We start from the raw sequence: 26,171 nt of genomic DNA, 5'->3' as shown, positions 1-26,171 counted from the left end.
ACGACTGACATGGCCGCGTACAGCGTTCCCGCGACGGGTGACCCCGGGCTCCAGCCCGAGCGCACCGCGCTCGCGTGGAGTCGCACGGCGCTCGCCCTCGCGGTCAACGCGCTGCTCTCGATGCGCGCGGGGTTCGTGACCGGGCAGCCGGTGCTCGTCGCCGTCGGGGCACTGCTGTTCGCGGCATCCGGTGCCGCCGTCGCGATCGGCACGGTGCGACGCCGCCAGCTGGTCGGGAACCGGCTCGTGATCACTCCCCCGCGCGGCGCGCTCGTGGGCGTCGCGGCCGCGACGATGCTCGCGGCCATCGGCGGCATCGCCTCGATCTTCGCGGAGGGTGCCGCGTGAGCGAGCCGCATCCCGAACTGCAGGGCGCCGACGACGACGACTCGCGCGGCCCCGTGTTCGGTGAACGGCGGCGGCGAGCCATCCGCATCACGGTGCTCGTCGCGCTCTGCGCCATGCTGCTGCCGATCGTGCTCTCGGTCTTCGGCACCGCCCAGTCGGCCGCGCAGCGCTCCTGCGAGGTCTACGCCGCCCAGTTCGACACGGAGGCCGCGGGCGCCCGCGTCTCGTTCGACCTCTTCGCCAGCGGCGGACCGGGCTGGCAGTGCTTCGCGGTCGGCGAGAACGGCGCCGAGACGCTCATCGCCGAGCTGGGGCTGCTGCCCGGAGCTCCGCGCCCGATCGACCCCGACGAACGCGACGCCTGAGGTCCGGCGCACCGCGCCGACAGCGGCCGCGATGGCGCCGCTCCTGACATCGAGGTATCTTGATATCGAGATACTTTGGAGGCCGCATGCTGCATCACGTCCAACTCGCATGTCCCCCGGGCCGCGAGGCCGAGCTGCGCGACTTCTACGTCGGAGTGCTCGGGTTCGGCGAGCTCGAGAAGCCCCGGGTGCTCGCCGGTCGGGGCGGGTGCTGGTTCCGCGGCCACGGCATCGAGCTGCACCTGGGCGTCGACCCCGACTTCCGCCCGGCGACGAAGGCCCATCCCGGGCTCCTCGTCACCGACCTCGACGGCTGGGCCGGCCGGCTCCGCGGCGCGGGGTACCCCGTGCGGTTCGACGACGACTTCCCGGGGATGCGCCGCTTCTACAGCGAGGACTGCCACGGCAACCGGCTCGAGTTCCTCGAACCGATCGGCTGAGGTTCGCGGCGTCTCGCGCGGCTCACTCCTCGGGCAGGAACACCCGCTTGTACTTTCGGCCGTCGGCGAGTTCGACCGTCTCGGCGCGCAGCAGTCCGCGCGTGACCCGCTGGTAGATCGCCTGCGGCGTCACGCCGAGCTTCGCCGCGGCATCGGACACCGAGAGACCCGGCAGCTCGGTCGGCACGCTCGACGGGCGCTCGCGCTTCCGCTTGCGGCTCGCCTCGTGCCTCGCCGCGATCTCGTCGTCGTCGCCCGCCCAGCGGTACTTCGCCGCCGATGCGCTGAGGCCCGCGGCATCCGCGATCTCCTCCCACGTGCGCCCGGCTCCGAGCGCCTCGCGCACCGCGGCCAGCGACGCCGGGTCGGCCTCGAGGGCTGCGACGAGCGAGCGGATGCCCCGGAGCCGCTCGAGCGGCGAGGCATCCGTCTCATCGTCGGAGACGTCGCCGTGCAGCGCGTCGAGGCCCACGAGCTCGGCGAGCGCGCGGGCGGTCTCGGCGGAGAGGAACGACACGGCGGCCCGCTCAGCCGTTCAGCAGGCCGTTGCGCACCTCGCGGCGCAGCACCTTGCCGATGAGCGACTTCGGGAGCTCATCGGCCTGCACGACCCGCTTCGGCACCTTGTACGGCGTGAGACCGTCGCGGGCGAAGTCGCGCAGCGCCGCCTCGTCGAGGGTCGCTCCGTCGCGCAGCACCACCACCGCGACCACCTGCTCGCCCGAGTGCTCGTCGGGCAGGCCGACGACCGCGGCCTCCTCGATGTCGGGGTGGGCGCGCAGCGCCTCCTCGACCTCGCTCGGCGCGACGTTGAAGCCGCCCGTGATGATGAGCTCCTTGATGCGGTCGACGATGCGCACGAAGCCCTCGTCGTCGATCGCGACGATGTCTCCGGTGCGGTACCAGTCGGCGCCGCCGTCGGTCGCGGGCACGAAGACGGCCTCGGTCTCCTCGGGCTTCATCCAGTAGCCCGAGAACACCTGCGGGCCGCGCACGATGAGTTCGCCCTCTGCGCCCGTCGCCACGTCGGTGCCGGGCGACTCGGGGTCGACGACGCGCACCTCGGTCGAGGGCAGCGGCAGGCCGACCGTGCCGGCCTTGCGGTTCGGTGCGACCGGGTTCGCCATGAGCACGGGCGAGCACTCCGAGAGGCCGTAGCCCTCGACGAGGTACCCGCCGGTCTCGGCCTCCCACGGCTCGACGACCGCGGCCGAGAGCGGCATGGCGCCCGAGATCGCGATGCGGATGCCGTCGAGCGAGACGCCCTCGGCGACCGCCGCCTTGGTGAGCCGGTCGTAGATCGGCGGCACGGCGGGCAGGAACGTCGGCGGATGCCGCTTCACGACCTTCAGCACGAGATCGGGATCGAACTTCGGGAAGAGCACGAGACGGGCGCCCATGCTCATCGCGAACGTGAGGCAGAGCGTGAGCCCGTATGCGTGGAACATTGGCAGCACCGCGTAGACGACCGAGGTGCCGCGTTCGATCTCGGGCACCCACGCGCGCGCCTGCGCCGCGTTCGCGCCGAGGTTGCCGTGCGTGAGCGTCGCGCCCTTCGGGCTGCCGGTCGTGCCGCTCGTGTACTGGATGACCGCGACGTCGGAGACCTCGGGGCCGATGATGTGCCCGTCGATCGGCGCGGCGTCGACGATCTTCTCCCACGGCGTCGTGCCGCGCACGGCCGTGGTGAGGGCGGCGCGGGACTCGCGGGCCTTCGCGACCGGCAGGCGCAGCATCGCCCGCATCGTGAAGGGCATCGCCCGGGTCACGTCGACCGAGATGATCGTCTGCACCGCGACATCCGGCGGGAACGCCTGAATCGTCTCGACAACGTTGTTCCAGGCGATGACGACGCGTGCGCCGTGGTCTTCGAACTGGTGCCGGAGCTCGCGCGGGGTGTAGAGCGGGTTGTGCTCGACCACGATGGCGCCGAGCCGCAGCACCGCGTAGAACGCGACGATGTGCTGGGGGCAGTTCGGCAGCACGAGTGCGACCGGGTCGCCCTTCTGCACGCCGAGCAGCCGCAGCCCCTCGGCCGCGCGCTCGATCTGCTCGCCGAGCTCGGAGTAGCTCGTGGTGCGGCCGAAGAACTCGAGCGCGACGTTGTCGGGGTAGGTCTCGACCGACGTGCGGATCAGGTCGGCGAGCGAGCCCGTCTCGGCCGGGAGATCGGTCGGCACCCCCGCGGCGTAGCTCGAGAGCCAGGGGCGAGGCGTCGTGATCGCCACGATCGTGCCCTACGCCGCGCCGTCGAACATGCTCGTGACCGAGCCGTCTTCGAAGACCTCGTGGATGGCCCGGGCGAGCAGCGGTGCGATGTGCAGCACCGTCAGGCGGTCCCAGCGCTTCTCTTCGGGGATCGGGAGCGTGTCGGTGACGACGACGCGGTCGATGACGTCGGACTGGAGGATCTCGGTGGCCGGGTCGGAGAACACCGCGTGCGTCGCAGCGACGACGACGCCGGTGGCGCCGGCCGCCTTCAGCGCTTCTGCGGCCTTCACGATCGTGCGGCCGGTGTCGATGAGGTCGTCGACGAGCAGGCAGACGCGACCTTCGACGGCTCCGACGATCTCGTGCACCGAGACCTGGTTCGGCACGAGGGGGTCGCGGCGCTTGTGGATGATGGCGAGCGGCACGCCGAGCTTGTCGCTCCAGATGTCGGCGACGCGCACGCGGCCCATGTCGGGCGAGACGACGGTGAGCGTCGAGGGGTCGAGCGAGTTCTTGAACTCCTCGAGCAGCACGGGCATCGCGAACAGGTGGTCGACAGGGCCGTCGAAGAAGCCCTGGATCTGCGCGGCGTGCAGGTCGATCGACATGATGCGGTCGGCGCCGGCGGCCTTGAAGAGGTCGGCGACGAGGCGAGCCGAGATCGGCTCGCGGCCGCGGCCCTTCTTGTCTTGACGTGCGTAGGGGTAGAACGGCGCGACCACGGTGATGCGCTTGGCCGAGGCGCGCTTCAGCGCATCGATCATGATGAGCTGCTCCATGAGCCACTCGTTGATCGGCGAGGTGTGCGACTGGATCACGAACGCGTCGCACCCGCGCACGCTCTCGTCGTACCGGGCGTAGATCTCGCCGTTGGCGAAGGTGCGCGCGTCGGTCGGCACGAGGTCGGCGCCGAGTTCGGCGGCGATCTCGTTGGCCAGCGACGGGTGCGCCCGCCCCGACACGAGTACGAGGCGTTTCGAACCGGTGGTCTCGATTCCCGACATGTCTCGGTGTGTCCTCTCCACCCGCCTCAGCCGGTGCGTCAGTCGGCAGCGGGGCCCGTCGTCTCGGCGGCGGCGGCTGCCTCAGCAGCCGCGGAGCCGGCTCGATGCGTCTGGACCCATCCCTCGATATTGCGTTGCGGCGCCACGTTCACGGCGAGTGCGCCGGCGGGAACGTCTTTGCGGACGACCGTGCCGGCGCCCGTGTAGACGCCGTCACCAATCCTAACGGGCGCGACGAAGACGCCGTGCGAGCCGGTGCGCACGTGCGAGCCGATCTCGGTGCGGTGCTTGTTCACGCCGTCGTAGTTCGCGGTGATCGAGCCGGCGCCGACGTTCGAGTGCTCGCCGATCGTGGTGTCGCCGATGTAGCTGAGGTGGGGCACCTTGCTGCCCTCGCCGATGTTCGCGTTCTTCGTCTCGACGAAGGCGCCGATCTTGCCGTCGGCACCGAGCACGGTGCCGGGTCGCAGGAACGAGAAGGGCCCGACGGCGGCCCCGGCGCCGACGACCGCCAGAGTGGCGTCGGTGCGCTTGACCTCGGCGTTCTCGCCGATCTCGCAGTCGACGAGTGTCGTGTCGGGGCCGACGATCGCGCCGGTGGCGATGAGCGTCGCCCCCTTCAGCTGCGTGCCGGGGCGGATCGTGACGTCGGGCTCGATGCGCACGGCGAGGTCGATCCAGGTCGTCGCGGGGTCTTCGACCGTGACGCCGGCGAGCTGCCAGCCGCGCACGATGAGCGCGTTCAGGCGGGCCGCGGTCTCGGAGAGCTGCGCGCGGTCGTTGATGCCGGCGACGAGCCAGGGCTGGGACACCGGTACGGCCTCGACCTCGGAGCCGGCGGCGCGAAGCAGGCCGATCACGTCGGTGAGGTACTTCTCGCCCTGCGCGTTGTCGGTCGTGAGGTTCGCGAGCTGGTCGCGCAGCGCCGCCGCACCGAACGCGTAGATGCCCGCGTTGATCTCGGCGATGGCGCGCTCGTCGTCGCTCGCGTCCTTCTGCTCGACGATTCGGTCGAAGCGTCCGGCCGGGTCGCGCACGACGCGGCCGTAGCCGGTGGGGTCCTCGTAGAGGGCCGAGAGCACGGATGCCTCGGCGGCATCCGCCCGGTGCTGCTCGAGGAAGGCCGCGAGCGTATCGGCGTTCAGCAGCGGCACGTCGCCGTTCAGCACGAGCACCTCGCCGTCGAAGTCGGCGGGGAGGGCGGCGATCGCCTGCTCGACCGCACGGCCGGTGCCCGGGATGTCGTCTTGATCGACGATGATCGTGCCCGGCAGCTCGCGTTCGACCACCGTGGCGACGAGGTCGCGCTCGTGCCGCACGACGGCGACGATGTGCACGGCGTCGAGCGCCCGCGCGGTGGCGAGCACGTGTGCGACGATCGGCGCACCGGCGAGCGGGTGCAGCAGCTTGGGCACCACCGACTTCATGCGCGTGCCCTGGCCTGCGGCGAGGACGATGATGGCGAGCTTCTGGTCGGTCATTCGCGCGTATTCCTAACGGTGCGGTCTGTGGGATCGATCGGGCGGCCGTTCCGGCTCCGCCACCAGGATTCGAACCTGGACCGAACAGCTCCAAAGGCTGCCGTGCTGCCGTTACACTATGGCGGATCGCTCGGGCCGAGCCCGTGCGCGACAACCAGTCTGCCATGACCCGGCCGGCACCCATGAGCGGCCGGCACCCCGCGGCATCCGTCGACATCTGCGGTCTCGCCCCGTCCGCGCGCGGGATAATGACGTCATGACCGATGCTGACGAGGTCGACCGGATCGTCGACGACTGGGAACGCGAGCGCCCCGACCTCGATTTCGCACCCCTGCAGGTGCTCTCGCGCGTCGCGCGCCTCGCGAAGCACCTGGATCGTGCGCGGCGGCAGGCCTTCGCCCGGTCGGAGCTGGAGTCGTCGGAGTTCGACGTGCTCTCCGCCCTCCGCCGCGCAGGCGCGCCCTACCGGCTCTCGCCCAAGCAACTGCTGCAGCAGACGCTCGTCTCGAGCGGCACCATGACCAACCGCATCGACCGGCTCGTCGAACGCGGACTCGTGACGCGCCAGACCGACCCGAACGACGGCCGCGGCATCCTCGTCGAGATGAGCGGCGCCGGGCTCACCCGGGTCGATGCGGCGATCACGCGACTCGTCGACGCCGAGGCCGAGCTGCTGCGCAGCCTCCCGGCCGCGGAGCAGAAGCGGCTCGCCGGGCTGCTGCGGAAGCTGAGCCTCGGCTTCGACTGAGCGACGCGACTAGCTGTACCCGGCCATCAGGTTGGTAGCAGGCGGCTGATTGGCGGGTGGCCTCCGAGCGCGCTGTGGCGTCGTTCAGTGTTGTAGTGCTCGATCCACGGCGCAAGTGCCGCGGCGCGTTCTGCGTTGCTTGTGAAGGCCTGCCGGTAGGCCCACTCGGTCGCCAGGGTCCGGTTCAGTCGCTCAACTTTGCCGTTCTGCCAGGGGCAGTGGGGCTTGATGAACTTCTGCCGGATTCCGTGGGTCGCACAGACCTCGCGGAGCGAGTACCTGTAGGCCCACGCGTTGTCGGTGATCAACCGCTCGATGCGGGTGATGCCGCTGGCCGCGAAGTAGACGATCGCACGCTCGAGGAACGCAGCGCATGTCGACCCCTTCTCGTCGGTGAGGACCTCGCTGTAGGCCAGCCGGGAATGGTCATCGACGAGGGAGTGGACGTAGTCGAAGCCGACCTTGGTGTTGCGGTCGCGTTGGATCGACCCACTGGCTCGGCCGTGGGCCCGCCAGCCGCCACCGTCAGGGATCCGGCCGAGCTTCTTCACATCCATGTGCACCAGCTCGCCCGGCCGGTCGCGTTCGTAACGTACGGCGGTCTGCTTTGATGAACGGATCACCTCGCCGGTGATCGGGTCGCACTCACGCAGGTAGGGCACGTTGTGGCGGCGCAGGATCCGAGACACCGTCCGTGCGGGCACCCCGACCATCGGGCCGAGGACGTCGGGGCCGCATCGCTCGCTGGCCCGTGCAGCGAGGACCTGCTGTTCGATCTCGTCGCTGGTCCTCGTGGGCATCGTGTGAGGCCGTGAGGACCGCGTCGCGAGTCCGGCATCGCCTTCGGCGGTATGGCGGTCGATCCAGGTCTTCACGCACTTGCGGGAGACCCCCATCGCGGCGGCGATATGGGCTTGGGGCCAACCGGCTTGGTGGCGTTGGATGATCAGTCGGCGACCGTGAACGGTCAACCGCGCACTACCGTGGGACACGAGAACCTCCGGTGGGTCGTGGGCCTTAGACAAGCCACATCCCACTCGGAGGTTCTCGTTCGTTCAACCAGGCTCGCCGCTACCAACGTCCTGGCCGGGTACAACTAGCGCCGCATGACCTTTCGCGCGAGCCAGTTGCCGAAGAACTGCGCGCACTGCACGAACACGACGATGATGATGACCGCGGCCCAGGTGATCGCCGGCTCGAACTGGCGATACCCGTAGACGAGTGCGAAATTGCCGAGGCCGCCGCCGCCGATGAAGCCGGCCATCGCCGTCATGTCGACGATCGCGACGAGCACGAAGGTGTAGCCGAGGATGAGCGGGCCGAGCGCCTCGGGGATGACGACGGTGCGGAGGATTCGGAGTGGACCGGCTCCCATCGCGCGCGCCGCCTCGATCGCGCCGGGTGACACCGTGAGCAGGTTCTGCTCGACGATCCGGGCGATCGCGAACGACGCGGCGATCGAGAGCGCGAAGATGAGCGCGTCGTTGCCGATGCCCGTGCCGATCACGAGCCGCGAGAGCGGTTGCACGGCGGCGATGAAGATGATGAACGGGATCGGCCGGAAGAAGTTGATGACGACGTTCACGATGTTGAACACCGCACGATTCGAGAGCAGGCTCCCTGGTCGAGTCGTGTAGAGCACCGTGCCGAGCAGCAGTCCGCCGAGCCCGCCGATGAGGAGGGTGAGCGCCGCCATGTACAAGGTCTCGGCCGCGGCGACCCAGAACTCGGAGCCGAGTTCGAACAGGCGATCCATCACGACACCTCCGTCACGTCGACGCGGGAGGATATCTCGGCGAGCACCGCGTCGACCGCGGCATCCGCGCCCCTGATCGCGAGGGTGAGGTGGCCGAACGCGCGGCCCTGGATGTCGTTGATGCCGCCGTAGACGAGCTCGAACTCGACGCCGGCGGTCGCGAGGGCGACGAAGACCGCGGCCTGCGAGGCGTCGCCGTCGCGGAACGAGATCGTGACGATGCGTCCCTCGTGGCGCTCGCGCAGCACGGCGAGCTCGGCCGGCGACGGGATGCCCTTGACCACGGTGCCGACGAAGCGCTGCGACGACGGGTTCTGCGGGTTCGAGAACACGTCGAAGACGTCGCCGTGCTCGATCACGCGGCCGCCGTCCATGACCGCGACCTTCGTGGCGATCGACTGGATGACCTCCATCTCGTGGGTGATCACGATGATCGTGACCCCGAACTCGCGGTTCACCCGCTTCAGGAGCGCCAGTACCTCCTGCGTCGTCTCGGGGTCGAGCGCGCTCGTCGCCTCGTCGGCGAGCAGCAGCCGCGGCGAGGTCGCGAGCGCACGCGCGATGCCGACGCGCTGCTTCTGCCCGCCCGAGAGCTGGTCGGGGTAGTTCTTCGCCTTTCCGGCGAGGCCGACGAACTCGAGCAGCTCGGCGACGCGGGCAGCGATCTCGCTCTTCGACGCCCCTGCGACCTGCAGCGGGTAGGCGATGTTCGCCCAGACGGTCTTCGAGTTGAAGAGGTTGAACTGCTGGAAGATCATGCCGATGCCGAGGCGGATGCCGCGGAGCTCGCGTTCGGGCATGGTCGTGATCTCGCGGCCGTCGACCTCGATCGAGCCCGAGGTCGCGGGCTCGAGCGCGTTCACGAGCCGCACGAGCGTGGACTTGCCGGCGCCCGAGTAGCCGATGATGCCGTACACGTCACCGGGTTCGACCTCGAGGGTCACGCCGTCGATCGCGACGACGGGCGGGGCGCCCTTCTCGGGTGCCGGGTACGTCTTGGTGACGTTTCGCAGGGCGACGAGCGCCATGGTGTTCTCCTCTGCAACGCCGAACGGGGCGGCGAACACCGGTGTCGGTGCTCGCCGCCCGTCGGCGGGTGGTCGATCGCTGAGTCGGGACTCGGTCGATCAGCCGTTGAAGTCCTCGGTGTCTGCCTGGACCTTGGCGAGCGACTCCTCGAGATCGGGGACGGAGGTCTGCACCGGGACGCCGGTGCCGCCGGACGCCTCGAGGAGGCCGGCCTGCACCTCGGGGTCGGTCTGGAAGATCTCGACGAGCTTCAGGTAGGTCGCGTTGTCCTTGTCCTCGGCGCGGGTCGCGAAGATGTTGACGTAGGGCAGCGCGTTCGGGTCGGCCGGGTCGTCCTGGGCGATCGCGTCTTCGAAGCTGAGGCCCGCGTCGGCGACGTAGTCGTTGTTGATGACGGCCGCGGCCACGTCGGGGAGGGACGTGGGCGTGAGCGACGCCTCGAGCGCAGTGACCTTGACCTTCGACGCCGACTCGTCGATGTCGGCGAGGTCGGAGAAGATCGTGCCGCCGCTCTTCAGTTCGATGAGGCCGGCCGACTGCAGCACGAGCAGCGCCCGCGCCTGGTTCGAGGCGTCGTTCGGCACGGCGACGGTCTCGCCCTTGGCGATGTCCTTCACCGAGTCGTACTTCGTCGAGTAGAGGCCGAGCGGGTAGATCGCGGTCGACCCGATCGGCGCGAGGTCCTCACCGGCCGACACGTTGTAGTCGGCGAGGTAGACGATGTGCTGGAACTGGTTCAGGTCGAGCTCGCCCTCGGTGGTCGCCGGGTTCGGCTGGGTGTAGTCCGAGAAGTCGACGAGCTCGACCTCGATGCCCTCGTCGGCTGCGGCCTCTTCGAAGGCGGTCCACTGCGCGTCGCCCTTGCCGACGACGCCGATCTTGACGACCTCGTTCGCGCCGCCGCCCTCGCCCGCAGCCGGGGTGGCGCAGGAGGCGAGACCGAAGACGAGCGGCACTGCGGCGAGTGCGGCGATGAACTTGTGCTGACGTGACATGGAGGTTCCCTTTCGCGGTGATGCACGCGATCGGGTGCTGTTGGCGTGGAGCAGGCATGGCTCCGCCACACGTGGTTGACGGTGGGGGCTTCGATGCCGCGATCGCGGGTGCAGGAACAACGCTAGGCGAAGATTCTTTGCCTGCTTGACGCCACGGTCACAGTCCGTCACAGCATCTGCGAAGCTATGCCTCCAGCGACTCAGAAACTTCGAGCCAGCGAGTCTCGAGGTCGGCGACGGATGCCTCGAGCTCGCGCAGCGTGTCGCCGAGCGCCCCCAGACCGACGTAGTCGCCCTGGTCGTGCACCGCGAGCTTCTCGTGCTGTGCCGCGATCTGCGCCGACAGCTTCTCGAGCTTGCGGTCGATCGAGGCGAGCTCCTTCTCGGCGTTGCGCTTGTCGGCGCCCGCGAGCGAGCTCGCCGCTCCCCCGGTCGCCGCCGTCGCGGCTGCAGCGGCCTGGGGCGTCGTCGACGCGCCCGGAGACGCGGTGGCCGCGGCATCCGATGCCCTGCGCAGTTCGAGGTACTGCTCGACGCCGCGAGGCAGGTCGCGCAGGTGTCCGTCGAGGATCGCGAACTGGCGATCGGTGACGCGCTCGATCAGGTAGCGGTCGTGCGAGACGACGAGCAGCGTGCCGGGCCATGAGTCGAGGAGGTCTTCGATGGCGGCGAGCATGTCGGTGTCGAGGTCGTTGGTCGGCTCGTCGAGGATGAGCACGTTCGGCTCCTGCAGCAGGATGAGCAGCAGCTGCAGTCGACGCTTCTGCCCGCCCGACAGGTTCTTGACCGGCGTCGACAGCTGCGCCGTCGTGAAGCCGAGCCGCTCGAGCAACTGCCCGGGCGTCATCTCCTTGTCGCCGACCTGGTAGCTCGACCGCTGCTCGGCGACGACCGCGGAGACCCGCGAATCGGCCCACTCGGTGAGCTCGTTGAGCTCCTGGCTGAGGGTCGCGATGCGCACCGTCTTACCGCGCTTGACGCGCCCGCTCGTCGGTTCGACGGCGCCGGTCACGAGCCCGAGCAGCGTCGACTTGCCGGCGCCGTTGACGCCGAGGATGCCCGTGCGCTCACCGGGCGCGATGCGCCACTCGACGTCGTGCAGCACCGTGCGCGTCGCCGGCTCGCCGGTCACCGGGTCGACCATCGGGAACTGCACCGACACGTCGATGAGGTCGACGACGTCTTTACCGAGGCGCGAGACCGCGAGCCGGTCGAGCTCGACCTTGTTGCGGATGGGCGGCTCGTTCGCGATGAGCTCGTTCGCCGCGTCGATGCGGAACTTGGGCTTCGACGTACGTGCGGGCGCTCCGCGGCGCAGCCAGGCGAGCTCCTTGCGCATGAGGTTCTGGCGCTTCGCCTCGGATGCCGCGGCGGAGCGGTCGCGCTCGACGCGCTGCAGCACGTAGGCCGCGTAGCCGCCCTCGAAGGGCTCGACGATGCCGTCGTGCACCTCCCACGTGGCGGTGCAGACCTCGTCGAGGAACCAGCGGTCGTGGGTCACGACGACGAGCGCGCCGGAGTCGGCGGGCCAGCGGCGCTTGAGGTGTCCGGCGAGCCAGGCGATGCCCTCGACGTCGAGGTGGTTCGTGGGCTCGTCGAGGAAGACGACGTCCCAGTCGCCGACGAGCAGGGCCGCGAGGCCGACGCGGCGCCGCTGGCCACCCGAGAGACTCGCGATCTGGCCGTGCCACGGCACGTCGCCGAGGAGTCCGGCGATGACGTCGCGCACCTTCGCGTCCCCCGCCCAGACGTGCTCCTCGATGCCGCCCACGACGAACTCGGCCACCGTCTTGCCCGGGTCGACGACATCGGACTGGTCGAGCGTGCCGATGCGGATGCCGCGGCGATGCGTGACCCGCCCGCCATCGGCCGTGAGCCGACCGTCGAGGAGCTTCAGGAGCGTGGACTTGCCGTCGCCGTTGCGGCCGACGACGCCGATGCGGTCGCCCTCGTCGATGCCGAGGGTCACCTCGTCGAAGACGACGCGCGTCGGGAATTCGAGGTGCAGGCGCTCGGCGCCGAGAAGGTGTGCCATGTCCCTCCGAGCCTACTTGCAGTTGCTCAGCCCGAGACGATGCGCGCCCCGTGCACGGCACCATGCACGTGCACGGCGTGCAGGCGCGCCGCCGACAGGGCCACCTGCAGTTCGAGCGCCGAGTCGGTGTCGTCGACGAGGAACGCGACCGTCGGCCCCGACCCCGAGACGATGCCGGCGAGCGCGCCGTGCGAGGTGCCGAGTTCGAGGATGCCGCCGAGCCCGGGGGCGAGGCTGAGCGCCGCCGCCTCGAGGTCGTTGTGCAGCGACTCCGCGAGCCGACGGGCGTCGCCGGCCCGGAGCGCCTGCAGCACCGCGGCGTCGACGACCGGCGCCTCGTTGGAGACGAGTCCGAGTCGCGACGCCCGCTGCCGGTCGAGTTCCTGGTAGACGGCGGGCGTCGACAGCCCGAACTCCGCGACCGCGAGCACCCAGTGGAACGAACCGGTCGCGAGTGCCGCGCTGAGCTGGTCGCCGCGGCCCGTACCGATCGCCGTACCGCCCGAGAGCGCGAAGGGCACATCGGCGCCGAGCTGGGCGGCGAGGGCGTGCAGTTCCTCCTTCGCGAGGCCGGTGCCCCACAGGGCGTCGCACGCGACGAGCGTCGCCGCGGCATCGGCGGAGCCGCCGCCCATGCCGCCCGCGATCGGCACGTGCTTCTCGATCTCGAGGTGCACGCCGCCGGGCACGCCCGCGCTGCGCGCGAGCAGCTTCGCGGCCTTGATCGCGAGGTTCGAGCGGTCGGTCGGCAGCCCCGAGGTGTCGATGCTGCCGCCGAACGCCACGCTGAACTCGTCGGAGGGCCAGGCCCGAACGTCTTCGTAGAGCGAGACCGCCTGGTACGCCGTGGCGACGTCGTGATAGCCGTCGGCCTGCACGCCGCCGACCCGCATGAAGAGGTTGATCTTGCCGGGTGCCCGAACGTGCACTGCCTCTTCGGTCGCCGCGATCGTCATGGTTCCACGCTAACCGACCTCGTCGACGGTCACTGCGGCCAGCCAGCTGCGCAGCGTCTGCTTGGCATCCGCGAGGTCGTCGCCGTTCGCCATGCGCCCGTGCACCAGGCCGATCGAGGTCTTGCCTGCACCACGGACCGACGCCGAGGCGAGCAGGAACTCGCCGCCGCCGAGCGGGAAGCGGGCGGTCGGGTACTTCGCCGCGAGGTTCAGGGCGAGCGGCTCGACACCCGTCTGTGCGGTGACGACCGCGGCGAGTGCGCGCAGCGCCGGCTCCACATCGCCCGAGATGGTGCGCGTGACGCTCACCTCGAACGTGCCGTCCTGACGCTGGCCGGGCAGTCGGATGCCGCGTGCCTGCTCGAACCCGACGGTGACGGCCTGCGCCCACCACGAGTCGACCCCGTGCTCGGTCACGAGCCAGTTCGCGATCGCCTGGTGCTTCCACCCCGTGGCGCCGGCCTCGTCGAGCAGCGCGAACCACTCGTCGCGCGGCCTGCCGGTCGCGCCGAGCACCGCGTCGTCGCCGATGCCGGCGGCGTTGCCGCCGACACCTCGGTCGCCGTCGGCCCGGGCCCCCGTGTCCTGCTTCCCCACGGCACCCACGCTAGCGCGTGATCAGGCCGCGCGGGCGATGCGGAGGAAGTCGGCGACGGTGAGTTGCTCGCCGCGCTGCTGCGGGTCGACGCCCGCGGCCTCGAGCACGGCCGAGGCCTGCGCCGACCCGCCGCCGAGCACCGTCGAGAGCGACTGGCGCAGCATCTTGCGTCGCTGCTGGAATGCGGCGTCGACGAGCGCGAACGTCGCGATGCGCTCGGCCTCGGTGCCGGGGGGATCCGCTCGCTCGAAGCCGACGAGCACGGAGTCGACGTTCGGCACCGGCCAGAAGACCATGCGCGAGACCTGGCCGGCGGTGCGCCAGTCGCCGTACCAGGCGGCCTTGACGCTCGGGGCTCCGTAGACCTTCGAGCCGGGCTCGGCGGCGAGCCGGTAGCCGACCTCGGCCTGCACCATCACGATGCCCGACTGCAGGGAGCCGAAGTGCTCGAGCAGGTGCAGCAGCACCGGCACCGAGATGTTGTACGGCAGGTTCGCGACGAGCCGCACGGGTTCGCCGGGCAGTTCGGTGACGCGCAGCGCGTCTTCGGTGACCACCGTGAGCGAGGTGCCGGGCTGCATGATGCCGGCGGTGTGCGGCAGCTGGGCGGCGAGGCGCTTGTCGATCTCGACGGCGATGACGGATGCGCCGGCCTCGAGCAGCCCGAGGGTCAACGACCCGAGTCCCGGCCCGATCTCGAGCACCGTCTCGCCCGACTGCACGCCCGCCGTCTGCACGATACGGCGTACGGTGTTCGCGTCGTGCACGAAGTTCTGGCCGAGCTTCTTCGTCGGCGTGACGTCGAGGAGTTCGGCCAGATCGCGGATCTCGGCCGGCCCGAGCAGGCGCGGCGCCGTCTCGGCACCCTCGGCCGCATGCCGATGCGCGTTCACGCTCTCGCCCCCGTCACGGGCTCATCCTGCCACGAGCCGTACACCGCCACGGTGTTCGCCGCGAGCTGTTCGCAGAACTCGCCGAGGTCGGCGCCGAGCACCTCGGCCATGAATCGCACCGTGTGCGGCACGAGGTACGGCGCGTTCGGGCGGCCGCGGAGCGGCACGGGCGTGAGGTACGGGGCGTCCGTCTCGACGAGGATGCGGTCGCGCGGCGCGACCCGCAGCGCCTCGCGGAGGTTCTCGGCGTTCTTGAACGTCACGTTGCCGGCGAACGAGAGGTACCAGCCCTCGTCGGCGGCCAGCCGGGCGAGCTCCTCGCCGCCCGAGAAGCAGTGGAAGACGGTGCGGTCGGGCGCGCCGACCCGGCGCAGCGTCGACACGACGTCGTCGTGCGCGTCGCGGTCGTGGATCTGCAGGGCGAGCCCGTGCCGCTTCGCGATGTCGATGTGGGCCTCGAAGGAGCGGAACTGCGCGCCGCGTCCGTCTTCGCCGGTGCGGAAGAAATCGAGCCCGGTCTCGCCGATCGCACGCACGCGCGGGCGTGCGGCGAGCTCGTCGATCACGGCGAGGGCGTCGTCGAGCGCTCCGGATGCCTCGAGCTCGGGGGCCTCGTTCGGGTGCAGCGCCACTGCGGCGATGAGCCGCGGTTCGAGCGCGGCGACCTCGGCCGACCAGCGCGAGGTCGCGACATCCGTGCCGACCTGCACGGCCCCGGCGATGCCGACGGATGCCGCTCGCTCGAGGTGCTCGTGCACGTCGAGCGGCAGCGCGCCGTCGGCGATCTCGAGGTGCGTGTGGTTGTCGTAGACGGCGACGGGCAGCGGCTCGGGCGCCGGCGGATACTCGGCGGCGCGGCCGCCGTCGGAGCGGGTGCGGAGGTGCGCGGGCGAGGGGTCGCTCACGCCGCTGCTGCTCCGAGCCGCGTCATTCGGCCACCTCGACGCGCGGGAAGAGCCCTTCGAGCGGCGTGACCTGCGTGCCGGTCGTCCACTCGTGCGCGCGGTCGATGCGCTGCTCCTGCACGGTGCCGGGCGCGCCGAGCGCGGTCCAGAGCTTCGCCGTCGCGACCGGCAGCACCGGCGAGAGCAGCACGGCGAGCGTGCCGAGTCCGTGGTACGCCGTGGCGAGCACCGTCTCGAGCCGGTCGCGCTGCTCCGGGTCCTTCGCGAGGCTCCACGGCTCCTCGATCGTGAGGTAGCCGTTGAGTGCGTCGACGAGCTCCCACGCGGCGCCGATGGCCTCGTGGATCGCGAGGCGGTCGATGGCCTCCCATGAGGCATCCGTCGCCCTGCGCTCGATGGCCGCGATCTCGATGTCGGCCGCCGTCAGCGTGCCCGCGGCGGGCACGGTGCCGTCGCAGTAGCGGTTGATCATGGCCACGACGCGCGAGGCGAGGTTGCCGAAGCCGTTCGCGAGCTCGGCCTGGTAGCGCGCCGCGAGGTCCTCCCACGAGAACGAGCCGTCTTGGCCGAACGCGATCGCGCGCAGGAAGTAGTAGCGGAACGCGTCGGAGCCGAAGGTCTCGGTGATCTGCTCGGGGGCGATGCCCGTGAGCTTCGACTTCGACATCTTCTCGCCGCCGACGAGCAGCCAACCGTGGCCGAACACGCCCTTCGGCACCTCGAGTCCGGCGGCCATGAGCATGGCCGGCCAGATCACGGCGTGGAAGCGGAGGATGTCCTTTCCGATGACGTGCTGAGCAGGCCAGCGACGCGCGAACTCCTCGTCGTCCTGCCCGTAGCCGACCGCGGTGATGTAGTTCAGCAGCGCGTCGAACCACACGTAGACGACGTGCGACTCGTCCCACGGGACCTTCACGCCCCAGTCGAACGTCGACCGCGAGATCGAGAGGTCGGCGAGGCCCGACTTCACGAACGAGACGGCCTCGTTGCGCGCGGACTCGGGCTGCACGAAGTCGGGGCGCTCCTCGTAGAGCGCGAGCAGCTTGTCGGCGAACGCCGACATGCGGAAGAAGTAGTTCTTCTCGTGCAGCAGCTCGACGGGCTTCGAGTGGATCGCGCAGACCTGCTGGCCCTCGTACTCCCCCGTGCCCGCGACGAGGTCGGACGGCTGCTTGTACTCCTCGCAGCCGACGCAGTAGTAGCCCTCGTACTCGCCGGTGTAGATGTGGCCGTCGTCGTAGAGCTTCTGCAGGAACTTCTGCACGTTCTGCTCGTGCCGCTCCTCAGTGGTGCGGATGAAGTCGTCGTTGGCGATGTCGACCGTCTCGAGCAGCGGGATCCACGCCTCGGCGACGAGCTTGTCGGCCCACTGCTTCGGCGTCACGCCGTTGGCGGTTGCGGTGCGCAGGATCTTCTGGCCGTGCTCGTCGGTGCCGGTGAGCATCCAGGTGTCGTCGCCCGCCTGGCGGTGCCAGCGCGCCAGCACGTCGGCAGCGACCTCCGTGTAGGCGTGCCCGATGTGGGGCACGTCATTCACGTAGAAAATGGGCGTGGTGATATAGAACGAGGAGCCGTCGGCCATTCCCCAATCCTACGGGCGAGCGGATGTCCCGGAGTCCCGGTTACGCCGTCGGCGGCGAACGCTCCCGTCGAGGATGGCAGGCGGCACCGCCTCCTCCACCTCCATGTGCTGGTGCGGGGTCGGCACGCCGAGCGTCACGTCCTGCTCCTTGATCGCCGGCTCGTGCACCTTCTGCCCCGGGTAGTCGACGATCCGCATGCCGAGCACGATCTTGCCGGGCGCCTCGCGCCGGTCGAGCGCCCGATAGGCGTCGGCGACGGATTCGAGCGGGAAGACGTCGGCGATCGGCAGCCGTGCGCGTCGCGCGGCCACGAGCGCCGCCACGCGGCCGAGCGCCACGACGTCACCGGCGTAGAGCTTGACCGCCTCCTCCTCCTGCACGGCGTCCCAGTCGAGCACCGTGAGGATCCGCGATCGCGGCACTCCCAGCGCGATCGCCGCATCGGTCTCGCCGCCGAGGAAGTCGAGGAAGCCGGTGATGGGCCCGGGCGCGACCGGCCGCACCCGCTCGGCCAGGTCGGGTCCGTACTCGACGGGCAGCACGCCGAACTGGCGGAGGAAGTCGAACCGGGTCTCGATGCTCGTGCCGATCACGGTGGCGCCGCGCATGCGGGCGAACTGGGCGGCGAGGCATCCGACGCCGCCCGCTGCCGCCGTGATGACGACCGTGTCGGATGGCGTCAGCGCGAGCCCCTCGACGGCCGTCCACGCGGTGGTGCCCGCAACGTAGAGCGAGCCCGCAACCTCCCAGGTGAGCTCGGGCGGCTTCGTCAGCAACTGCGCCTCGGGCACGAGGACATGGGTCGCGTGTGCGCCCCGATCGACGAACCCCATGACCTCGTCGCCGTGCGAGAACGATGAGACACCGGGGCCCGTCGCGGCGACGACGCCCGCGAGGTCCCGGCCCTGCAGCGAGGGGAAGCTCACGGGCCAGCGTTCGGGGTGGTCACCGCGCCGGATCGCGCTCTCGACGGGGTTCAGCCCGGTCGCGAACACCTCGACGAGCACCTCGCCCTCCCCGGGCACCGGCATCGGCTCTGCGACGACCTCGAGCACCTCGGGTCCGCCGTGCTCGGAGAACCGGACGACGTGAGCCAGGTCGTGGGTCGGATCGTGAGTCATCTCTCGCACCTCCACCGCTCTACGGATAGTGCCATTCTCCGCCTGCCGGGAGGAATCCGACAGGGCTGGACAGGGGCGCCCGCTCCCGGTAGGCGCGGCCGCCGCACTGCCCGCGTCAGCCCCGCTTGCGCGCCTGCAGTGCCGCCTCGTAGAGGTCGCGCGTGCTCAGCCCGCTCTCCGCGGCGACGAGGGCCGCGGCATCCTTCAACCGGGTGCCGGATGCCGCGAGCTCGAGCACCCGCGCGAGCGCGTTCTCGGGATTCGCCTCCTGCTCGGCTGCGCCGCCGACCACGATCACGATCTCGCCCCGCACGCCGTTCTCCGCCCACGTCGCGAGTTCGCCGAGCGGGCCGCGGCGCACCTCTTCGTACATCTTGGTGAGTTCGCGGCAGACGGCTGCGGGCCGGTCGGCGCCGAACGCCTCGGCGAGCGCGGCGAGGCTCGCGGCGAGCCGTGACGGCCCCTCGAAGAACAGCAGCGTGCGGCGGTCGCCCGCGAGCTCGGAGAGGCGACGGCTGCGCTCCCCCGCCTTGCGCGGCAGGAACCCCTCGAAGGCGAACCGGTCGGTCGGCAGCCCTGACACGGCGAGCGCGGTGATCACGGCCGACGGCCCGGGAAGCGCGGTGACCTCGACACCCGCGTCGGCCGCCGCCGCCACGAGCGGGAATCCGGGATCGGACACGGTCGGCATGCCGGCGTCGCTGAGCACGAGCAGGTCGGTGTCGCGGGCGAGTTCGACGAGCTCGGCCGCCTTCTGCCGCTCGTTGTGCTCGTGCAGGGCGATGAGCTTCGGACGGTTCTCGATGCCGAGGCCGGCGAGGAGCCGCTGCGTCACCCGGGTGTCCTCCGAGGCGATGACGGTCGCCGTCTCGAGGGCGTCGCGAAGACGGGCGGAAGCGTCGCCGAGATTGCCGATGGGCGTCGCCGCGAGGATGATCATGGTCTCAAGCATGACACTCGCCCGTCGGCCGGACTCGTTTAGGGTTGGGCGCATGGGAGTGGAGCCGGATCCGGTCGAGGAACGCCGGGGCACCCGGCTCGACGACTGGTGGGCCCGGGTGCTGTCGACGCCGCGCCGGCGAACGCTCTGGTACTGGGGCGGCCCGATCCTCGTCACGCTCATCGCCGCGGTGCTGCGGTTCTGGAACCTCGGTCATCCGCAGGCGATCGTCTTCGACGAGACGTACTACGTGAAGGACGCGTGGACCCTCCTCCACAACGGCTACGAATCGACGTGGCCGAAGGACGCCGATGCCGACTTCGCGGCGGGCGACACCGACATCTTCAACGACGCCGCCTCGTACGTCGTGCACCCGCCGCTCGGCAAGTGGATGATCTCCCTCGGCATGGCCGCGTTCGGCGCCGGCGACGCGTGCTGGTGGCGCGCCTCGACCGCGCTCGCGGGCACGATCGCGGTCTTCCTGATCACGGTGATCGCCCGCCGCCTCTTCGCTTCGACGATCCTCGCGGTCATCGCCGGCCTGCTGTTCGCGGTCGACGGCAATGCGATCGTGATGTCGCGCGTCGCACTGCTCGACAACTGGGTGATGTTCTTCACCCTGCTCGGGTTCTGGTTCGTGCTGCTCGACCGGGCGCGGTCGACCCGCCTGCTCGAGGAACGGCTGGCGGCGGCGCGCGACTGGGGACTCGAACCGCACTACGGGCCGGCGCTCTGGGCCCGTCCGTGGGTGGTCGCCGCCGGCGTCGCCTTCGGCGCGGCGACCGCGGTGAAGTGGTCGGGCCTCTGGTTCCTCGCCGCGTTCGGCATCTACCTCGTCGTCGTCGACGCCGTCGCCCGCCGCCGCGCCGGGGTGCCGTTCTGGCTGTCGGCGTCGATCCTCAAGCAGGGCCCGGTCACCTTCCTCCTCCTCGTGCCCGTCGCCGCGGTCGTCTACCTCGCGTCGTGGACGGGATGGCTCGTGACCGACGGCGGGTACTACCGGCACTGGGCCGAAGAGGCGGGCAACGCCGCGACCGGCACGTTCTCGTGGGTTCCGCTCGCCCTGCAGAGTCTCTGGCACTACCACGAGGCGGCCTACGGCTACCACGTCGGCGTGCACAGCCCGCATCCGTGGCAGTCGAATCCGCTCACCTGGCTCTTCATGATCCGCCCGACGAACATGTACTTCTCCTCGAGCGAAGACGGATCGGCCGGATGCGGCGCCGACACCTGCTGGTCGTCGATCATCGAGATCGCCAATCCGCTCATCTGGTGGGCCGCAGCGGCGGCGTGCCTCTACCTGGTCTACCGGCTGGTGCGGTACCGCGAGTGGCAGGTCGGACTGATCCTCGTGGGGCTCGCGGCGGGCTACCTGCCGTGGCTCGGCTACCTGAACCGCACGGTGTTCCAGTTCTACTCGATCGCGTTCGAACCGTACATGCTGCTCGCGCTCGTCTTCGTGATCGGGCTCGTGCTCGGACGCCGCGACGATCCGCACTGGCGACGCGAACGCGGCATCGCCGTCGTGGTCATCTTCCTCGCCTTCGTGCTGGCCGTCTCGGCGTTCTTCTTCCCGATCTGGTCGGGCATGCCCGTCACGCCGACGTTCCGGCAGCTGCACTTCTGGCTGCCGAGCTGGGGCTGAGCGCCCGGACTCACCCGCGCGCGACGACCCGCCTCATTCGCGGAGCGGCCTGAAGAACTCCCGCATGGCCCCGGCCACGAGCTCGGGCGACTGCTTGACCGTGAAGTGCCCGCCGCTCGGCAGCTGCTGCCAGGCGCGGATGTCCCGGTACGTGCGTGCGGCCCAGCTCTGCGGGAACCCGCGTTCGCCGTACTGCACGGCCACACCCACCGGCACCTCGACGAGCGGCATCGGCACCGTGTCGAACCGGTCGTCGAAGTACGCGCGGAACGACGTGCCGATGCTCTGCGTCGCCCAGTACAGCGTGACTGTCGTCAGCACGTCGTCGTCGCTCCATGCCGCGCGGTACGCCTCGTCGCCGCCGCTCCACGTGCGGAACTTCTCGACGAGCCAGGCTGCGAGGCCGGCAGGCGAATCGTTCAGCGCCGCGGCGAGCGTGTCGGGCTTCGTCGACTGCAGTTCGCTGTAGGCCGACTCGCCGAGCCACTTCGCGTCGAGCCACGCGCGGAACCCGATCTCCTCCTCGGTGAGGTCGTCGCGCCGTTCGGCCGAGGGGAACGCGGCGTGGGTCGTGAAGAGGCCGAGCACCGACTCGGGGTGCAGCGCCGCCGTCCAGTCGCTGATCCAGGTGCCGACGTCTTCGCCGTAGCTCGCGTAGCGCTCGTAGCCGAGCACGTCGTGCATGAGCGCATGCCACCGCTCGGCGATCTCGTTCGCCACGAAGCGCGCCTCGCCCGGCGCATCGGAGAACCCGAAACCGGGCAATGACGGGATGACCACGTCGAAGGTGTCGCCGGGCCTGCCGCCGTGACGCGCCGGGTCGACGAGGTGGGGAACGATCGGCAGCATCTCGGCGAAGGTGTACGGCCAGCCGTGGGTGAGGATGATCGGCACCGGTGCGGGAACGCGCTGCTCCGCGCGGATCCAGGCGAAGTGCACGCGACCACCGCCGACGTCGGCGGTGAACTGCGGCACGGCGTTCAGCCGTCGCTCGATCGAGCGCCAGTCGAACGCACCGCCCCAGTAGGCGAGCAGGCGCTCGAGTTCGGCCGGATCGGTGCCGGCCGACCACGGGGCTCCCGGCGTCGGCGCCGGCAGGCGGCGCCGGGCGATGCGATCGCGCAGATCGACGAGCACATCGTCGGCGAGGTCGACCGTGAACGGCTCCATGCGGCGACGCTACCGCGGACCGCCGACGACGGACCGCCTCGAACGGCGGCCGACCGCCGCCGATGGAGACCGGCGACCGTCGGCTAGCGTTGTGAGGTGCGTCGTTTGCTGCCGGGACTCGTCGTCGCGGCATCCGCGGCCCTCATCGCATGGCTCTGCCACCTCGCGCTCCCCGCGGTGCCGCTGCTGACGGCCTCGGTCGCGCTCGGCATCGTCGTCGGCCAGGTCCCGGCGCTCCGCCCCGCGCTCACCGGCCCGCTCGCGCCCGGGCTGCGGATCTCCGCCCGCCGGCTGCTCCGCATCGGCATCGTGCTGCTCGGCCTCAAGCTCAGCCTCGTCGACATCGCATCGCTCGGCTGGGTCACGATCGCGACGACGGTCGCGGTCGTCGTGCTCACCTTCGTCGGCACGATCGGCCTCGGCCGGGCGTTCGGCCTGCCCGGTCACCAGCCGCTCCTCGTCGCGAGCGGGTTCTCGATCTGCGGCGCGTCGGCGATCGGCGCGATGGGCGCCGCCGTGCGCGCCCGCGATGAGGAGCAGGCCGTGCCGGTCGCCCTCGTGACCCTGTGCGGCACCCTCGCGATCGCGGTGCTGCCGGCGCTGTGGCATCCGCTCGGCCTCTCGAACGTGCAGTTCGGGCACTGGGTCGGGGCGGGCGTGCACGACGTCGGCCAGGTGGTCGCGACCGCGCAGATCGCCGGCACCGCCGCCCTGGCGGTCGCCGTCGTCGTCAAGCTCACCCGGGTGCTCATGCTCGCCCCCATGGTCGCGATCACCGCCGCCGTCGAGCGGCGACGGGCGGTCGAGGTCGAGGGCCCGCGCCCGGCGATCGTGCCGCTCTTCGTCGCCGGGTTCCTCGCCGCCGTGCTGCTGAACACCTTCGTGCCGCTGCCCGAGTGGCTGCTGTCGGGCGCCGACACCCTGCAGACCGCACTGCTGGCGATGGCGCTCTTCGCGCTCGGCGCCTCGATCCGGCTCGGCGAGCTCGCGAGCACCGGATGGCGGGCGCTCGTCGTCGGCCTCACCTCGTGGGTGCTCGTCGCGGGCCTCGCCTACGGCGCCGTGCTGCTCGGCTGAGCGCCTGCACCGGCGCTCACGGCGATGACGACCTTGCCGCGCACCCCGCCCGACTCGAGCATGGCGACCGCGGCGGCCGCCTGTTCGAGCGGGAACACCCGGTCGACGACGGGGCGCAGCTCGCCGGCGTCGATGCGCCGCGCCAGTTCGGCGAGGTCGTCGCCGCTGCGCACGGCTGCCAGCGGGCGGAGCCGCTGCGACACGAACGGCGAGGTGAGGGATGCCGCGGCCATCCGCAGCATCGGACCGAGCACCGTGCCACCCCGACCCGACGACAGCACGAGGGTGCCCCGAGGCGTGAGCGAACGGCGCACCCGGCCGAGCGGGTGGTCGGCGACGAGGTCGAAGACGACGTCGTAGCGACCGGCGTGCTCGGTGAAGTCCTCGCCCGTGTAGTCGATCACGTGGTCGGCGCCGATCGCCCGCACGTGCTCGGCCTTCGCACCGCGGCAGACTCCGGTCACCTCGGCGCCCTCGGCCTTCGCGAGCTGCACGGCGAACCCGCCGACGCCGCCGGAGGCGCCGTTGACGAGCACGTGCTGCCCGGCCGCCACGCCCGCGAGACGCAGGCCCTGCAGCGCCGTCGTGCCCGAGACGACGACCGCCGCGGCGTGCACCGCGTCGACGGAGGCCGGCCGTGCGGCGATGAACCGCTCGGGGACCGCGACGAACTCGGCGAAGCCACCTTGGTCGGACTCCGCGAAGACGGGGTCGCCGACCGTGAACCGCGTGACGGCGGAGCCGACCGCGACGACCTCGCCCGCGACATCCCGGCCGATGATCGGCCGCTTCGGTCGCCGGAGGCCGTACGCGAGGCGCACCGCTCTCGGCTCGCCGCGCATGAGCAGCACGTCGCCCATGCTGACGGCGACCGCCGCGACGCGGATGAGCACCTCGTCGGCGGCGGGCTCCGGCGCGTCGACCTCGGCGAGCGCGAGCTCGTCGGGGCCGCCGTAGCGGTGCTGCACGATCGCCCTCATGCCGCGACCGGCTTCGGAGACGGAGCGGGCGACGACGCAGACGCCGCGTGCGCCATCTCGACCACGACGCTGCCGGCCTTGCGTCCGGTGTCGACGCGGCGATGCGCATCGGCGATGTCGGCGAAGGCGACGACCCGATCGACGACCGGCACGAACGCACCCGCCTCGATGAGCTCGACCAGCAGGGCGAGTTCCGCCGACTTGAGCCGGATGTCTCGGAGCCCCGTGAAGGCGATCGCCGCCCGCCGCCCGTGGCTGAACCAGCGCGTGAGCGGCCACTGCACCATGATCGCGGCCGACGGCACCGTCGTGAGGTAGATGCCGTGCGGTGCGAGCGCGCGGCGGGCGGCGCCGAACGAGCGCTTGCCGACCGTGTCGAAGATCACGTCGTATGCCCCGCGGGCCTCGGTGAAGTCCTCGCGCGTGTAGTCGATCACCCGATCGGCCCCGAGCGAGGTGACGAGCGGTGCGTTCGCGGCGCTGCACACGCCGACGACCGTCGCACCGAAGTGCTTCGCGAGCTGCACCGCCGCCGAGCCCACCGTGCCGGACGCCCCGTTGACGAGCACGACCTGGCCGGGCGCCACCCCGGCGAGATCGCGGAGGAAGGGCAGTGCGGTGAGGAACCCGTCGACCGTCGCGACCGCCCCTGCGGCGTCGAGCCCTGCGGGGAGGTGCGCGATCGGTGCGTCCTCGGCGATCACGACCAGTTCGGCGTGCGCGCCCATCGACGGCGCCAACGTGCCGAAGACCCGGTCGCCCGGCGCGAACCGGGTCACGTCGTCGCCGACGCGTTCGACCACGCCGGCGAAGTCGGAGCCGAGCACCGGGTGCTTCGGCTTCGTGAGTCCGAAGAAGAGGCGGGCGAAGCGCGGGGTGCCGCTGCGCCCGGCGCTGTCGGAGGGGCCGACGGTGCTCGCCTCGACCCGCACGAGCACCTCGCTCGCATCGATCGTGGGTTCGGCTGCCTCCTGCAGGTGCAGCACCTCGGGCGGACCGTATCGTTCGTACACTGCGATTCTCATGATGCCGACTCCTCCGAGTCCGTCGCCGCGTCGTGATCGGGGTACTGGAAGACGTCGTCGAGCGGCACCCCGAAGATCCGCGCGAGTTGGAATGCCATCTCGAGCGACGGCGAGTAGCGCCCCTGTTCGATGGCGATGACGGTCTGCCGGGTCACGCCGAGACGCTTCGCGAGCTCGGCCTGGGTCATCTCGCCGGCCCGGAACCGCAGCGAGCGGATGTCGTTCGTGACCCTCGTCGGCTTCACCACGTCGGCACTCCCCTGCGGTAGGCGACGAGTTTCGTGATGCTCGAGACGACGGCGGAGAGCACGAAGCAGAGGTAGACGGTGTTCGCGATCCAGAAGCCGTCGACGTCGAACATCGCGAGCACGAGCGCGCCGAGGGCGCCGATCACCACGAACGAGCTGCCGACGCGCTCGCCCAGCCGGTCGATCTCCTTGTCGCGCACATCGCCGCGCGTGCTCTCGCTCGGCGAGAGGATCTCGACGAGGATGCGCCCGATGATCGAAGCCACGATCGCGCCGCCGATGACCCAGAGCATGGCCGGCACGTAGTCGATCTGCTCGGCCGCGGTGCCGTTCAGCAGCTGCGGCAGCATGAGCGAGAGGTACACGGTGCTGCCCACGACGGCGACCACGAGGTAGACCCACGTGCCCTTCTCCTCGTACGACATGTGGTCCTCCTCGAAATGTCAGAAATGTTTGACATTGCCAATGTAGAGAATTCTCGACATCGTGTCAAGCATTCTTGACACCTGAGGCATCGCGACGGCCTCCTTGCGTCGGCGACCTGGCCTCTCAGGACGACGGTCGTGGGGTCGTGCCGGTGCTATCGTGGTCGCGGTTTCAACGTTGAAACCGGCGAGG

At 70.8% G+C, this 26,171-nt stretch carries 27 protein-coding genes and 1 tRNA gene; 6 read left to right on the top strand and 22 right to left on the bottom strand.

The window, feature by feature from the left end; translation table 11 throughout:
* Positions 1 to 9 precede the first annotated feature (9 nt).
* The 3 genes from BJY17_RS17465 to BJY17_RS17455 all read left to right on the top strand — a co-directional run bounded on the left by BJY17_RS17465 (position 10) and on the right by BJY17_RS17455 (position 1,153).
* The gene (locus tag BJY17_RS17465) at positions 10 to 348 is read left to right on the top strand and encodes a DUF202 domain-containing protein (RefSeq protein ID WP_179552492.1); all 339 of its coding nucleotides are present in this window, start codon (positions 10 to 12) and stop codon (positions 346 to 348) included.
* On the top strand, positions 345 to 713 hold the full coding sequence (locus BJY17_RS17460; RefSeq protein ID WP_179552491.1) for a hypothetical protein: 369 nt from the start codon (positions 345 to 347) through the stop codon (positions 711 to 713). Before BJY17_RS17465 ends, BJY17_RS17460 begins: the two co-directional genes overlap by 4 nt.
* 86 nt (positions 714 to 799) lie before the next feature.
* Positions 800 to 1,153 carry a VOC family protein gene (locus tag BJY17_RS17455; protein WP_179552490.1) on the top strand — a complete coding sequence of 118 codons (354 nt, stop codon included), beginning with the start codon at positions 800 to 802 and terminating at the stop codon, positions 1,151 to 1,153.
* Positions 1,154 to 1,175: 22 nt separating this feature from the next.
* Here the strand turns inward: BJY17_RS17455 and BJY17_RS17450 are convergent, their stop codons facing one another.
* From BJY17_RS17450 to BJY17_RS17430, 5 genes are all read right to left on the bottom strand, one after another.
* On the bottom strand, positions 1,176 to 1,670 hold the full coding sequence (locus BJY17_RS17450) for a hypothetical protein (protein WP_179552489.1): 495 nt from the start codon (positions 1,668 to 1,670) through the stop codon (positions 1,176 to 1,178).
* Positions 1,671 to 1,680: 10 nt separating this feature from the next.
* Positions 1,681 to 3,384, bottom strand: coding sequence for a long-chain-fatty-acid--CoA ligase (locus BJY17_RS17445; protein WP_376866778.1), 1,704 nt, complete (start codon positions 3,382 to 3,384; stop codon positions 1,681 to 1,683).
* A 6-nt stretch (positions 3,385 to 3,390) separates the two neighbouring features.
* Positions 3,391 to 4,368, bottom strand: coding sequence for a ribose-phosphate diphosphokinase (locus tag BJY17_RS17440; RefSeq protein ID WP_179552487.1), 978 nt, complete (start codon positions 4,366 to 4,368; stop codon positions 3,391 to 3,393).
* 38 nt (positions 4,369 to 4,406) lie between these two features.
* Positions 4,407 to 5,849: a bifunctional UDP-N-acetylglucosamine diphosphorylase/glucosamine-1-phosphate N-acetyltransferase GlmU gene (glmU, locus tag BJY17_RS17435; RefSeq protein WP_179552486.1), complete on the bottom strand. Its 1,443-nt coding sequence runs from the start codon at positions 5,847 to 5,849 to the stop codon at positions 4,407 to 4,409.
* A 54-nt stretch (positions 5,850 to 5,903) separates the two neighbouring features.
* Positions 5,904 to 5,975: transfer RNA gene (locus BJY17_RS17430), tRNA-Gln, on the bottom strand.
* A gap of 130 nt (positions 5,976 to 6,105) precedes the next feature.
* Between BJY17_RS17430 and BJY17_RS17425 the strand changes: the two genes are divergently transcribed.
* Positions 6,106 to 6,597, top strand: coding sequence for a MarR family winged helix-turn-helix transcriptional regulator (locus tag BJY17_RS17425; RefSeq protein ID WP_179552485.1), 492 nt, complete (start codon positions 6,106 to 6,108; stop codon positions 6,595 to 6,597).
* Between the two features lie 26 nt (positions 6,598 to 6,623).
* Here BJY17_RS17425 and BJY17_RS17420 read toward each other — a convergent pair whose 3' ends face one another.
* The 12 genes from BJY17_RS17420 to rsmI all read right to left on the bottom strand — a co-directional run bounded on the left by BJY17_RS17420 (position 6,624) and on the right by rsmI (position 19,408).
* Entirely contained in the window at positions 6,624 to 7,589 is a 966-nt protein-coding gene (locus BJY17_RS17420) for an IS481 family transposase (RefSeq protein ID WP_179551414.1), read from the bottom strand.
* A 104-nt stretch (positions 7,590 to 7,693) separates the two neighbouring features.
* Positions 7,694 to 8,353, bottom strand: coding sequence for a methionine ABC transporter permease (locus BJY17_RS17415; RefSeq protein ID WP_179552484.1), 660 nt, complete (start codon positions 8,351 to 8,353; stop codon positions 7,694 to 7,696).
* On the bottom strand, positions 8,353 to 9,381 hold the full coding sequence (locus tag BJY17_RS17410) for a methionine ABC transporter ATP-binding protein (RefSeq protein ID WP_179552483.1): 1,029 nt from the start codon (positions 9,379 to 9,381) through the stop codon (positions 8,353 to 8,355). The genes BJY17_RS17415 and BJY17_RS17410 overlap by 1 nt, the downstream gene beginning before the upstream one ends.
* Positions 9,382 to 9,480: 99 nt before the next feature.
* Positions 9,481 to 10,377 (bottom strand): MetQ/NlpA family ABC transporter substrate-binding protein, encoded by an 897-nt coding sequence (locus BJY17_RS17405; protein ID WP_179552482.1) that lies wholly within the window; start codon positions 10,375 to 10,377, stop codon positions 9,481 to 9,483.
* A gap of 184 nt (positions 10,378 to 10,561) precedes the next feature.
* Positions 10,562 to 12,412, bottom strand: coding sequence for an ABC-F family ATP-binding cassette domain-containing protein (locus BJY17_RS17400; protein ID WP_179552481.1), 1,851 nt, complete (start codon positions 12,410 to 12,412; stop codon positions 10,562 to 10,564).
* Between the two features lie 26 nt (positions 12,413 to 12,438).
* Positions 12,439 to 13,368, bottom strand: coding sequence for a 4-(cytidine 5'-diphospho)-2-C-methyl-D-erythritol kinase (locus BJY17_RS17395; protein WP_179552480.1), 930 nt, complete (start codon positions 13,366 to 13,368; stop codon positions 12,439 to 12,441).
* A gap of 9 nt (positions 13,369 to 13,377) precedes the next feature.
* Positions 13,378 to 13,965: a DUF4287 domain-containing protein gene (locus BJY17_RS17390; protein WP_179552479.1), complete on the bottom strand. Its 588-nt coding sequence runs from the start codon at positions 13,963 to 13,965 to the stop codon at positions 13,378 to 13,380.
* 21 nt (positions 13,966 to 13,986) lie between these two features.
* Positions 13,987 to 14,859: a 16S rRNA (adenine(1518)-N(6)/adenine(1519)-N(6))-dimethyltransferase RsmA gene (gene rsmA, locus BJY17_RS17385; RefSeq protein WP_179552478.1), complete on the bottom strand. Its 873-nt coding sequence runs from the start codon at positions 14,857 to 14,859 to the stop codon at positions 13,987 to 13,989.
* A complete protein-coding gene (locus tag BJY17_RS17380; protein WP_179552477.1) occupies positions 14,856 to 15,764 on the bottom strand; it encodes a TatD family hydrolase in 909 nt (302 codons plus the stop codon). Before BJY17_RS17380 ends, rsmA begins: the two co-directional genes overlap by 4 nt.
* A 22-nt stretch (positions 15,765 to 15,786) precedes the next feature.
* A complete protein-coding gene (gene metG, locus BJY17_RS17375) occupies positions 15,787 to 17,346 on the bottom strand; it encodes a methionine--tRNA ligase (protein ID WP_179552476.1) in 1,560 nt (519 codons plus the stop codon).
* A 9-nt stretch (positions 17,347 to 17,355) separates the two neighbouring features.
* On the bottom strand, positions 17,356 to 18,468 hold the full coding sequence (locus BJY17_RS17370) for an NADP-dependent oxidoreductase (protein ID WP_179552475.1): 1,113 nt from the start codon (positions 18,466 to 18,468) through the stop codon (positions 17,356 to 17,358).
* Positions 18,469 to 18,583: 115 nt separating this feature from the next.
* Positions 18,584 to 19,408, bottom strand: a complete 825-nt coding sequence (gene rsmI, locus BJY17_RS17365; protein WP_179552944.1) for a 16S rRNA (cytidine(1402)-2'-O)-methyltransferase — start codon at positions 19,406 to 19,408, stop codon at positions 18,584 to 18,586.
* Positions 19,409 to 19,460: 52 nt separating this feature from the next.
* On the opposite strand from rsmI, the gene BJY17_RS17360 reads away from it, so the two are divergent.
* Positions 19,461 to 21,053, top strand: a complete 1,593-nt coding sequence (locus BJY17_RS17360; RefSeq protein ID WP_179552474.1) for a dolichyl-phosphate-mannose--protein mannosyltransferase — start codon at positions 19,461 to 19,463, stop codon at positions 21,051 to 21,053.
* A 33-nt stretch (positions 21,054 to 21,086) separates the two neighbouring features.
* Here the strand turns inward: BJY17_RS17360 and BJY17_RS17355 are convergent, their stop codons facing one another.
* The gene (locus tag BJY17_RS17355) at positions 21,087 to 22,223 is read right to left on the bottom strand and encodes an epoxide hydrolase family protein (RefSeq protein WP_179552473.1); all 1,137 of its coding nucleotides are present in this window, start codon (positions 22,221 to 22,223) and stop codon (positions 21,087 to 21,089) included.
* A gap of 96 nt (positions 22,224 to 22,319) precedes the next feature.
* Between BJY17_RS17355 and BJY17_RS17350 the strand changes: the two genes are divergently transcribed.
* On the top strand, positions 22,320 to 23,300 hold the full coding sequence (locus BJY17_RS17350; RefSeq protein ID WP_179552472.1) for a YeiH family protein: 981 nt from the start codon (positions 22,320 to 22,322) through the stop codon (positions 23,298 to 23,300).
* Here the strand turns inward: BJY17_RS17350 and BJY17_RS17345 are convergent.
* The 4 genes from BJY17_RS17345 to BJY17_RS17330 are packed head-to-tail and all read right to left on the bottom strand — an operon-like array spanning position 23,276 to position 25,978.
* Complete coding sequence (locus tag BJY17_RS17345; RefSeq protein ID WP_179552471.1) at positions 23,276 to 24,280, bottom strand: NAD(P)-dependent alcohol dehydrogenase; 1,005 nt, start codon at positions 24,278 to 24,280, stop codon at positions 23,276 to 23,278. The genes BJY17_RS17350 and BJY17_RS17345 overlap by 25 nt on opposite strands.
* Positions 24,277 to 25,305, bottom strand: coding sequence for an NAD(P)-dependent alcohol dehydrogenase (locus tag BJY17_RS17340; RefSeq protein ID WP_179552470.1), 1,029 nt, complete (start codon positions 25,303 to 25,305; stop codon positions 24,277 to 24,279). Before BJY17_RS17340 ends, BJY17_RS17345 begins: the two co-directional genes overlap by 4 nt.
* Positions 25,302 to 25,553 (bottom strand): helix-turn-helix transcriptional regulator, encoded by a 252-nt coding sequence (locus BJY17_RS18675; RefSeq protein WP_159441005.1) that lies wholly within the window; start codon positions 25,551 to 25,553, stop codon positions 25,302 to 25,304. Before BJY17_RS18675 ends, BJY17_RS17340 begins: the two co-directional genes overlap by 4 nt.
* Complete coding sequence (locus tag BJY17_RS17330; protein ID WP_179552469.1) at positions 25,547 to 25,978, bottom strand: hypothetical protein; 432 nt, start codon at positions 25,976 to 25,978, stop codon at positions 25,547 to 25,549. Before BJY17_RS17330 ends, BJY17_RS18675 begins: the two co-directional genes overlap by 7 nt.
* Positions 25,979 to 26,171: the final 193 nt, after the last annotated feature.

The sequence above is a fragment of the Agromyces hippuratus genome (assembly GCF_013410355.1).
Lineage (GTDB): Bacteria > Actinomycetota > Actinomycetes > Actinomycetales > Microbacteriaceae > Agromyces > Agromyces hippuratus.
The sequence above is the reverse complement of the archived record's forward strand: the minus strand, read 5'-3'. Positions and strand labels throughout refer to the sequence as shown.

What these genes read in the sequence shown, in the direction of transcription:
- BJY17_RS17440 (WP_179552487.1), bottom strand. Translation starts at nt 4,368, where the DNA reads ATGTCGGGAATCGAGACCACCGGTTCGAAACGCCTCGTACTCGTGTCG.
- BJY17_RS17330 (WP_179552469.1), bottom strand. Translation starts at nt 25,978, where the DNA reads ATGTCGTACGAGGAGAAGGGCACGTGGGTCTACCTCGTGGTCGCCGTC.
- BJY17_RS17340 (WP_179552470.1), bottom strand. Translation starts at nt 25,305, where the DNA reads ATGAGAATCGCAGTGTACGAACGATACGGTCCGCCCGAGGTGCTGCAC.
- BJY17_RS17415 (WP_179552484.1), bottom strand. Translation starts at nt 8,353, where the DNA reads ATGGATCGCCTGTTCGAACTCGGCTCCGAGTTCTGGGTCGCCGCGGCC.
- BJY17_RS17455 (WP_179552490.1), top strand. Translation starts at nt 800, where the DNA reads ATGCTGCATCACGTCCAACTCGCATGTCCCCCGGGCCGCGAGGCCGAG.
- BJY17_RS17405 (WP_179552482.1), bottom strand. Translation starts at nt 10,377, where the DNA reads ATGTCACGTCAGCACAAGTTCATCGCCGCACTCGCCGCAGTGCCGCTC.
- BJY17_RS17425 (WP_179552485.1), top strand. Translation starts at nt 6,106, where the DNA reads ATGACCGATGCTGACGAGGTCGACCGGATCGTCGACGACTGGGAACGC.
- BJY17_RS17410 (WP_179552483.1), bottom strand. Translation starts at nt 9,381, where the DNA reads ATGGCGCTCGTCGCCCTGCGAAACGTCACCAAGACGTACCCGGCACCC.
- BJY17_RS17465 (WP_179552492.1), top strand. Translation starts at nt 10, where the DNA reads ATGGCCGCGTACAGCGTTCCCGCGACGGGTGACCCCGGGCTCCAGCCC.
- BJY17_RS17360 (WP_179552474.1), top strand. Translation starts at nt 19,461, where the DNA reads ATGGGAGTGGAGCCGGATCCGGTCGAGGAACGCCGGGGCACCCGGCTC.
- metG (WP_179552476.1), bottom strand. Translation starts at nt 17,346, where the DNA reads ATGGCCGACGGCTCCTCGTTCTATATCACCACGCCCATTTTCTACGTG.
- BJY17_RS17395 (WP_179552480.1), bottom strand. Translation starts at nt 13,368, where the DNA reads ATGACGATCGCGGCGACCGAAGAGGCAGTGCACGTTCGGGCACCCGGC.
- BJY17_RS17355 (WP_179552473.1), bottom strand. Translation starts at nt 22,223, where the DNA reads ATGGAGCCGTTCACGGTCGACCTCGCCGACGATGTGCTCGTCGATCTG.
- BJY17_RS17400 (WP_179552481.1), bottom strand. Translation starts at nt 12,412, where the DNA reads ATGGCACACCTTCTCGGCGCCGAGCGCCTGCACCTCGAATTCCCGACG.
- rsmI (WP_179552944.1), bottom strand. Translation starts at nt 19,408, where the DNA reads ATGATCATCCTCGCGGCGACGCCCATCGGCAATCTCGGCGACGCTTCC.
- BJY17_RS17345 (WP_179552471.1), bottom strand. Translation starts at nt 24,280, where the DNA reads ATGAGGGCGATCGTGCAGCACCGCTACGGCGGCCCCGACGAGCTCGCG.
- BJY17_RS17370 (WP_179552475.1), bottom strand. Translation starts at nt 18,468, where the DNA reads ATGACTCACGATCCGACCCACGACCTGGCTCACGTCGTCCGGTTCTCC.
- glmU (WP_179552486.1), bottom strand. Translation starts at nt 5,849, where the DNA reads ATGACCGACCAGAAGCTCGCCATCATCGTCCTCGCCGCAGGCCAGGGC.